General features: G+C 70.8%; 6 protein-coding genes. 4 read left to right on the plus strand and 2 right to left on the minus strand.

The window, feature by feature from the left end; all coding sequences use genetic code 11:
- Positions 1-59 precede the first annotated feature (59 nt).
- A complete protein-coding gene (locus AB0Q96_RS33820) occupies positions 60-1577 on the plus strand; it encodes an MFS transporter (protein WP_365332233.1) in 1518 nt (505 codons plus the stop codon).
- A 36-nt stretch (positions 1578-1613) separates the two neighbouring features.
- Positions 1614-2408 (plus strand): TetR/AcrR family transcriptional regulator, encoded by a 795-nt coding sequence (locus AB0Q96_RS33825; RefSeq protein WP_365332235.1) that lies wholly within the window; start codon positions 1614-1616, stop codon positions 2406-2408.
- Between the two features lie 94 nt (positions 2409-2502).
- Here the strand turns inward: AB0Q96_RS33825 and AB0Q96_RS33830 are convergent, their stop codons facing one another.
- Entirely contained in the window at positions 2503-4134 is a 1632-nt protein-coding gene (locus AB0Q96_RS33830; protein ID WP_365332237.1) for an MDR family MFS transporter, read from the minus strand.
- A gap of 219 nt (positions 4135-4353) precedes the next feature.
- Positions 4354-4794 carry a MarR family transcriptional regulator gene (locus AB0Q96_RS33835; protein ID WP_365332239.1) on the minus strand — a complete coding sequence of 147 codons (441 nt, stop codon included), beginning with the start codon at positions 4792-4794 and terminating at the stop codon, positions 4354-4356.
- A 201-nt stretch (positions 4795-4995) separates the two neighbouring features.
- On the opposite strand from AB0Q96_RS33835, the gene AB0Q96_RS33840 reads away from it, so the two are divergent.
- Both AB0Q96_RS33840 and AB0Q96_RS33845 read left to right on the plus strand, forming a co-directional pair.
- Positions 4996-5256, plus strand: coding sequence for a hypothetical protein (locus AB0Q96_RS33840; protein WP_365332241.1), 261 nt, complete (start codon positions 4996-4998; stop codon positions 5254-5256).
- Positions 5257-5384: 128 nt separating this feature from the next.
- On the plus strand, positions 5385-6404 hold the full coding sequence (locus tag AB0Q96_RS33845) for a pyridoxal-phosphate dependent enzyme (RefSeq protein WP_365332243.1): 1020 nt from the start codon (positions 5385-5387) through the stop codon (positions 6402-6404).
- Positions 6405-6517 lie beyond the last annotated feature (113 nt).

Here is a 6517-nt window from a genome sequence, read left to right on the forward strand (position 1 = left end):
GTAAGAGAGCTCCTATACGGTGTACGAGAACTGACTCGTACACCGTATAAGGAGTTGCCATGACGGCGCCGAACGGGACCGGGGGCGGCCATCCACAGCGGTGGCTGATCCTCGGCGTCATCTGTCTCGCCCAGCTCACCGTGCTGCTCGACAACACCGTGCTCAGCGTCGCCATCCCCTCGCTGACCTCCGAGCTGCACGCCACCACCAGCGACATCCAGTGGATGATCAACGCCTACTCGCTGGTCCAGTCCGGCCTGCTGCTCACCGCGGGCAACGCCGCCGACCGCTACGGCCGCAAGAAGCTGCTCGCGGCCGGCCTCGCGCTCTTCGGCCTCGGCTCGCTCGCGGCCGGTCTCGCCGACTCCACCGCGCAGCTGATCGCCGCCCGCGCGGGCATGGGCGTCGGCGGCGCGCTCCTGATGACCACCACCCTCGCCGTCGTCATGCAGATCTTCGACGACTCGGAGCGGGTCAAGGCCATCGCGCTCTGGTCCACCGTCGCCTCGCTCGGCTTCGCCGGCGGGCCGCTGATCGGCGGCGTGATCCTGAACCACTTCTGGTGGGGAATGATCTTCCTGATCAACATCCCGGTCGCCGTCGTCGCCCTGGTCGCCGTCCTCAAGCTGGTCCCCGAGTCCAAGAACCCGCAGGGCGAGCGCCCCGACCTGCTCGGCGCGCTGCTCTCCACCATCGGCATGACCGCCGTCGTGTACGCGATCATCAGCGGCCCCGAGCACGGCTGGATCTCGGGAGAGGTGCTGGTCCCGGCGGGCGTCGGCGCGCTCGGCCTGGGCGCCTTCGCGCTGTGGGAGCTGCACACCCCGTACCCGATGCTCGACATGCACTTCTTCCGCAACCAGAAGTTCGTCGGCGCCGTCGGCGGCTCGATCCTGGTCGTCTTCGGCATGGGCGGCTCGCTCTTCCTGCTCACCCAGCACCTCCAGTTCGTCCTCGGCTACGAACCCCTTGAGGCGGGCCTGCGGATGGCGCCGCTCGCCCTGACGATCGTCGGCCTCAACCTGACCGGCATCGGCCCGAAGGTCGTCATGAAGCTGGGCACCCCGCCCACCGTCGCGGTCGGCATGACCCTGGTCGCCGCCGGTCTCACCTCGATCTCGCTGCTCGGCGGCGGCACGGACGGCAGCTACTGGGGCATGCTGCTCGGCCTGGTCCTGATGGGCGCCGGCATCGCCGTCTCCTCCCCGGCGATGGCCAACGCGCTCATGAGCGCGATCCCGCCGGAGAAGGCGGGCGTCGGGGCCGGGATCAACGGCACCCTCGCCGAGTTCGGCAACGGCCTCGGCGTCGCCGTCCTCGGCGCCGTCCTCAACGCCCGCTTCGCCGCCCTCGTCGCCGTCACCGCCACCTCCCTCCCGGCCGCCCTGGCCGCGGCGGGCAGCGACGCCCAACGGCAGCAGATCTCCGACGCCTTCGCCTCCGGCCTCCAGACCAGCCAGCTGGTCGGCGCGGTCGCCGTCTTCGCCGGCGGACTGCTCGCCGCGGCCCTGCTCCAGCGGGCCGAACGGACGGAGCGGCGCGAGCGGGACGTGGAGAACCTGGAAGTGGCTGCATAGCATGGGCACGGAAGGCTGATCGGACGGAGGAACGCGATGGTCAAGGCGGCGGACAGGGCCAAGAACCCTGCGCGTTCCAGCGTCTGGCTGGAGACCCGGGCCACCCGCAGCGGCGGGGGCCCGGCCGGGCTCGACCGCGAGCGGATCGTGAGCACCGCGATCCGGATGCTCGACGAGGACGGCCTCGCGAAACTGTCGATGCGCAGGCTGGCGACCGAGCTCAACGTCACCGCGATGTCCCTGTACTGGTACGTGGACACCAAGGACGACATCATCGAGTTCGCGCTCGACGCCGTCCACGAGGCGATCGACCTGGCGGCCGTCGAGGCGGCGGGGAGCTGGCAGGAGCGGCTCCGGCTGCTGTCGAACGACTACCGCCGGATGCTGGTCGCCCACCCGTGGGTCTCGTCGATCTCGGGGACGTACCTCAACGTCGGGCCGCGGGCGGTCGCCGTCGCGAAGGGCATCTACTACCTGATCGAGTCGACCGGACTGCCGCTGGACGGGCAGCCGGGGGCCACCTCGGCCGTCTTCCAGTTCGTGTACGGATTCGGCACGGTCGAGGGGAACTTCGAGCGGCGGGCCGTCGAGACGGGCATGTCGCAGGACGAGTACTACCGCTCGGCGATCGACGCCTTCGTGGACGAACCGCGGTTCGCCGACGACCTGAAGGTCATGCTGCCCGTCATCGAGGAGCGGGCCAGCCGCTCAATGGACTCGGTGTGGGACCGCGACTTCGACTACGCGCTGGACGTCCTGATCGCGGGCATCGAGGTCATGGTGGTCCGCGCGCAAGAGCGGCAGGAGCGGCAGAAGCGGCAGGAGCGGTAGGAGCAGGAAATGACGGAGCGGCGGGCCGTCCCCTGCCCGCCGCTCCGTACCGAACCCGGTCGCGCCTCCGCTCGAAGCGCGGCCGGGAGCTTTTCTACTGGGCGTCCGCCGTCGCGGCCGCCGTGGCGTCCGCCGGGCTCGCCGCCGGGGCGTCCTCCGGCTTGACGGTGTTGCTCTTCAGCGCGACCTCCTTGATGAACAGGGTCACGATGAAGGCCAGCAGCGCGAAGGGCGCCGAGTAGAGGAAGACGTCGCCGACGCCGTGGCCGTACGCGCTCTCCATGACCGTACGGATCGGGGCGGGCAGCTTGTCCATGTCGGGGATGCCGCCACCGCCGCCCTGGCCCATGGCCGCGGCGGCCTTCGGGCCGAGCTCGGCCAGACCGTCCTTGACGTAGTCGGTGACCCGGTGGGCCATGACCGCGCCGAGCGCCGAGACACCGATCGCACCGCCCAGGGAGCGGAAGAAGGTGACGACGGAGGAGGCGGCGCCGAGGTCGGAGGGGGCGACCTGGTTCTGCGTGCAGAGCACCAGGTTCTGCATCATCATGCCGAGGCCGAGGCCGAGGACCGCCATGAAGAGGGCGATGTGCCAGTACTCCGTGTCGTACCGGATCGTGCCGAGCAGCCCGAGACCGCCCGCGGCGAGGGCGCCGCCGGCGACCAGCCAGGCCTTCCAGCGGCCGGTCTTGGTGATGATCATGCCGGAGACCGTCGACGAGACGAACAGGCCGCTGATCATCGGGATGGTGAGGACGCCGGACATCGTCGGCGACTCGTTGCGGGCCAGCTGGAAGTACTGGCTGAAGAAGACCGTGCCGGCGAACATCGCGACACCCACGAAGAGCGAGGCCAGCGAGGCCAGCGTGATCGTGCGGTTGCGGAAGAGGCGCAGCGGGATGATCGGCTCGGAGGCCCTGGACTCCACGAGGAGGAACACCGCGCCGAGGAGGACCGAACCGCCGACCATGGCGGCGGACTGCCAGGACATCCAGTCGTACTTGTCGCCCGCGAAGGTGACCCAGACCAGGAGCAGGGAGACGGCGGCGCTGATGAAGAAGGCACCCGCCCAGTCGACCTTGACCTGACGCTTCACGACGGGCAGCTTCAGGGTCTTCTGCAGCACGATCAGCGCGATCAGCGCGAAGGGCACGCCGACGTAGAAGCACCAGCGCCAGCCGAGCCAGTCGGTGTCGGTGATGACGCCGCCGAGCAGCGGACCGCCGACGGTGGCGACGGCGAAGGTCGCACCGAGGTAGCCGCTGTACCGGCCGCGCTCACGCGGGGCGATCATGGCGGCCAGGATGATCTGGGAGAGGGCGGTCAGACCGCCGACGCCGATGCCCTGCACCACGCGGCAGGCGATCAGCATGCCGGTGTTCTGCGAGAGACCGGCGACGATCGAGCCCGTGACGTAGATGACCAGGGCTATCTGGACCAGCAGCTTCTTGGAGAAGAGGTCCGCCAGCTTGCCCCAGAGCGGGGTGGTCGCCGTCATCGACAGCAGGGCGGCGGTGACGACCCAGGTGTAGGCGGACTGGCCGCCGCCGAGGTCGGTGATGATCTGGGGGAGCGCGTTCGAGACGATCGTCGAGGACAGGATGGCGACGAACATGCCGAGCAGCAGCCCGGAGAGCGCCTCCATGATCTGCCGGTGCGTCATCGGGGCACCGGAGTCGTCGGTCCGGCCTTCCCGTACACCCGTGGCAGGTGCGGTGGTAGCCATGAGGTTCCTTTGCGAGTACGTGGGCGTACGCGGGCGTACGTGAAGTCCGCTGCGGTCGGATGTGTGACCCGAGGACGGGGCGATCCGGGGATCCGGCGATCCGGGGATCAGGTGATCCGAGGGTCGGGGAATCCGGGGATCGGGTGATCCGGGGATCAGGTGATCCGAGGATCGAGCGATCGAGGGATCCGGGGATCCGGGGATCGAGGGATCCCCGGGTCAGGGGTTGACCCGGCAGTCCCCGAAGGCGTCGCGCAGCCGGGAAAGCATGGTGGTGAGCAGTACGACGTCGTCGTCGGACCACTCCGCGAGGTGGCGGGCGAAGGCATCGGCGACCCGGCGGTCGAGCTCGCCGAGCATCGCGTAACCCTCGGGGGTGAGTCGCAGGATCCGGGAGCGCTTGTCGTCCGGGTCGGGCAGCCGCTCGATCCAGCCGTACTCCACGGTGTGGGCCACGTGGCGGCTGCACACGGACATGTCGACGGCCATGAGTTCGGCCAGCCGGCTCATCCGCATGTCGCCGTGGTGCTTGACGAGGGCGAGCACGGCCGCCGCTCCGCCCTGGCAGTGGGCGGGCAGGACGCGTGCGACGCCACGCTTGACGGCACCGATGGCGCTCACCGCCCGGGCGAGCTCCTCGTACCGGTTCAGCGTCTCCATCGAGCTCCCCCAACATCTTGTTGCTTAGGGCAACCATAGAGATTGATGGTTGCTTCAGGCAAACTAAATCGGTCAAAGCGCGCTAAAGAATCGGTAAAGGGGGGCCGGGAGGGGAGGGAAGGCGGGAGTCCTGGGGCGAGGGCGGTACGGGAGGAGGGCGGGGCTTGGGTAGGGAAGCCCTGTTTCGCTAGGGTCCGGGCCATGGCACACAACCCCCAAGCACCGTACGGCCAGGGCGGCCAGGGCCCCGAGGGCTCCTACGACCCCGCCGGCAGCACCCAGATGTTCCGCGCCTTCGTCGACGAGGGCGCCGCCCCTCAGCAGCAGAACCACCAGCAGGGACAGCGGCAGCAGCAGTACCAGACCACGACCCACTCCTCGGGCCCGCGCGTCGGCGTGATCGTCGGCGTCGTCGTCGCGATCGCCGTCCTGGCGGGCGTGGCCTGGCTGGCGCTGGGCTGACCCGTCCCATCGAAGGCGCCCACGGGGAGAGGGCGGCCGCGACGGGGCCCTCAGGGCTCCCGCGCGACCGCCCTCTTTCCTTCCCCGGCCCCTCCCCCCGCGAGGCGCGGCCCCCTACGGTGACCCGCATGGACCGCAGCCCCCAGCTCCACCGGCACTGGCCCGCACTCGCCGGCACCCTGCCGTACCTGCCGCTCGGCGCCGCCCCCACCCCCGTACGCCCACTCACCGGCCTCGGGACCCGCACCCCGATCTGGGTCAAGGACGAGAGCGGATACGGCGACGGCGGCTGGGGCGGCAACAAGGTCCGCAAACTGGAATGGCTCCTCCCCGACGCCCGGCGACGCGGCGCCCGCACCCTCCTCAGCGTCGGCGGCCTCGGCACGAACTGGGGCCTCGCCGCCGCCCTCTACGCCCGCGAACAGGGCCTCGACGTCGCCCTCGCCCTCGTCGACCACCCCGTCGACGCCCACGTCCGCGCCCAACTCGCCCGACTGCGAGCCTCCGGCGCCACCCTCCACTTCCCGCACACCAAGAACCGCCTGATCCTCTCGCTGCCCTGGCTGCTCACCCGCCACACACGGGGCCTGCGCCTCCCGTACGTACTCCCCGCCGGCGGCTCGTCGCCGCTCGGGACCTTGGGATACGTCGAGTGCGCGCTGGAACTGGCCGGGCAGGTGGCGGACGGACTCCTCCCCGAACCCGCCTGGATCGTGACACCCGTCGGCTCGGGCGGCACCGCCGCCGGACTCGCCCTCGGCCTGCGCCTGGCCGGGCTCCGCACCCGGGTCCTCGCCGTCGTCGTCAACGACACGCTGCGCCTGGACGGCGCCCGGCTCACGGCACTCGCGGGCAAGGCGGAACGGCTGCTACGGGCCCGGGGCGCCGCGCTGCCGCCGGTACGGGTCGGGGCCGAGGACCTCGTCACCGAGTACGGGTGGCTGGGCGAGGGCTACGCCCACCCCACGGACCAGGGCGCGCGGGCCCTGCGCCGGGCGGCGGAGGCGGCGGCCCTGGACCTCGAACCCGTCTACACGGCCAAGGCGATGGCGGCGCTGCTGGCCCTGGAGGAGCGGGGGCGCTTCGCGGACACCGACGGGCCCGTGGTCTTCCTGAACACCTTCGGGCCGAGGTCGGACGGGTTCTAGGGGTGGGGGTGGTGGGTCGGCTTCTGGTGCGGCCGCCCTTTTTCCGAGTGTGGCCCCCGTGGCCGGGCCGTCAAGGGCGCTCCCTGCGGTCGCGTCGCTTCGCGATTCCGCTG

Origin of the sequence: Streptomyces sp. NPDC093111, assembly GCF_040683955.1 — a bacterium.
Lineage (GTDB): Bacteria > Actinomycetota > Actinomycetes > Streptomycetales > Streptomycetaceae > Streptomyces.

Bases quoted from the DNA above. Each gene is read 5' to 3' on its own strand.
- AB0Q96_RS33820 (WP_365332233.1), top strand. From the start codon at position 60: ATGACGGCGCCGAACGGGACCGGGGGCGGCCATCCACAGCGGTGGCTG.
- AB0Q96_RS33845 (WP_365332243.1), top strand. From the start codon at position 5,385: ATGGACCGCAGCCCCCAGCTCCACCGGCACTGGCCCGCACTCGCCGGC.
- AB0Q96_RS33825 (WP_365332235.1), top strand. From the start codon at position 1,614: ATGGTCAAGGCGGCGGACAGGGCCAAGAACCCTGCGCGTTCCAGCGTC.
- AB0Q96_RS33830 (WP_365332237.1), bottom strand. From the start codon at position 4,134: ATGGCTACCACCGCACCTGCCACGGGTGTACGGGAAGGCCGGACCGAC.
- AB0Q96_RS33835 (WP_365332239.1), bottom strand. From the start codon at position 4,794: ATGGAGACGCTGAACCGGTACGAGGAGCTCGCCCGGGCGGTGAGCGCC.
- AB0Q96_RS33840 (WP_365332241.1), top strand. From the start codon at position 4,996: ATGGCACACAACCCCCAAGCACCGTACGGCCAGGGCGGCCAGGGCCCC.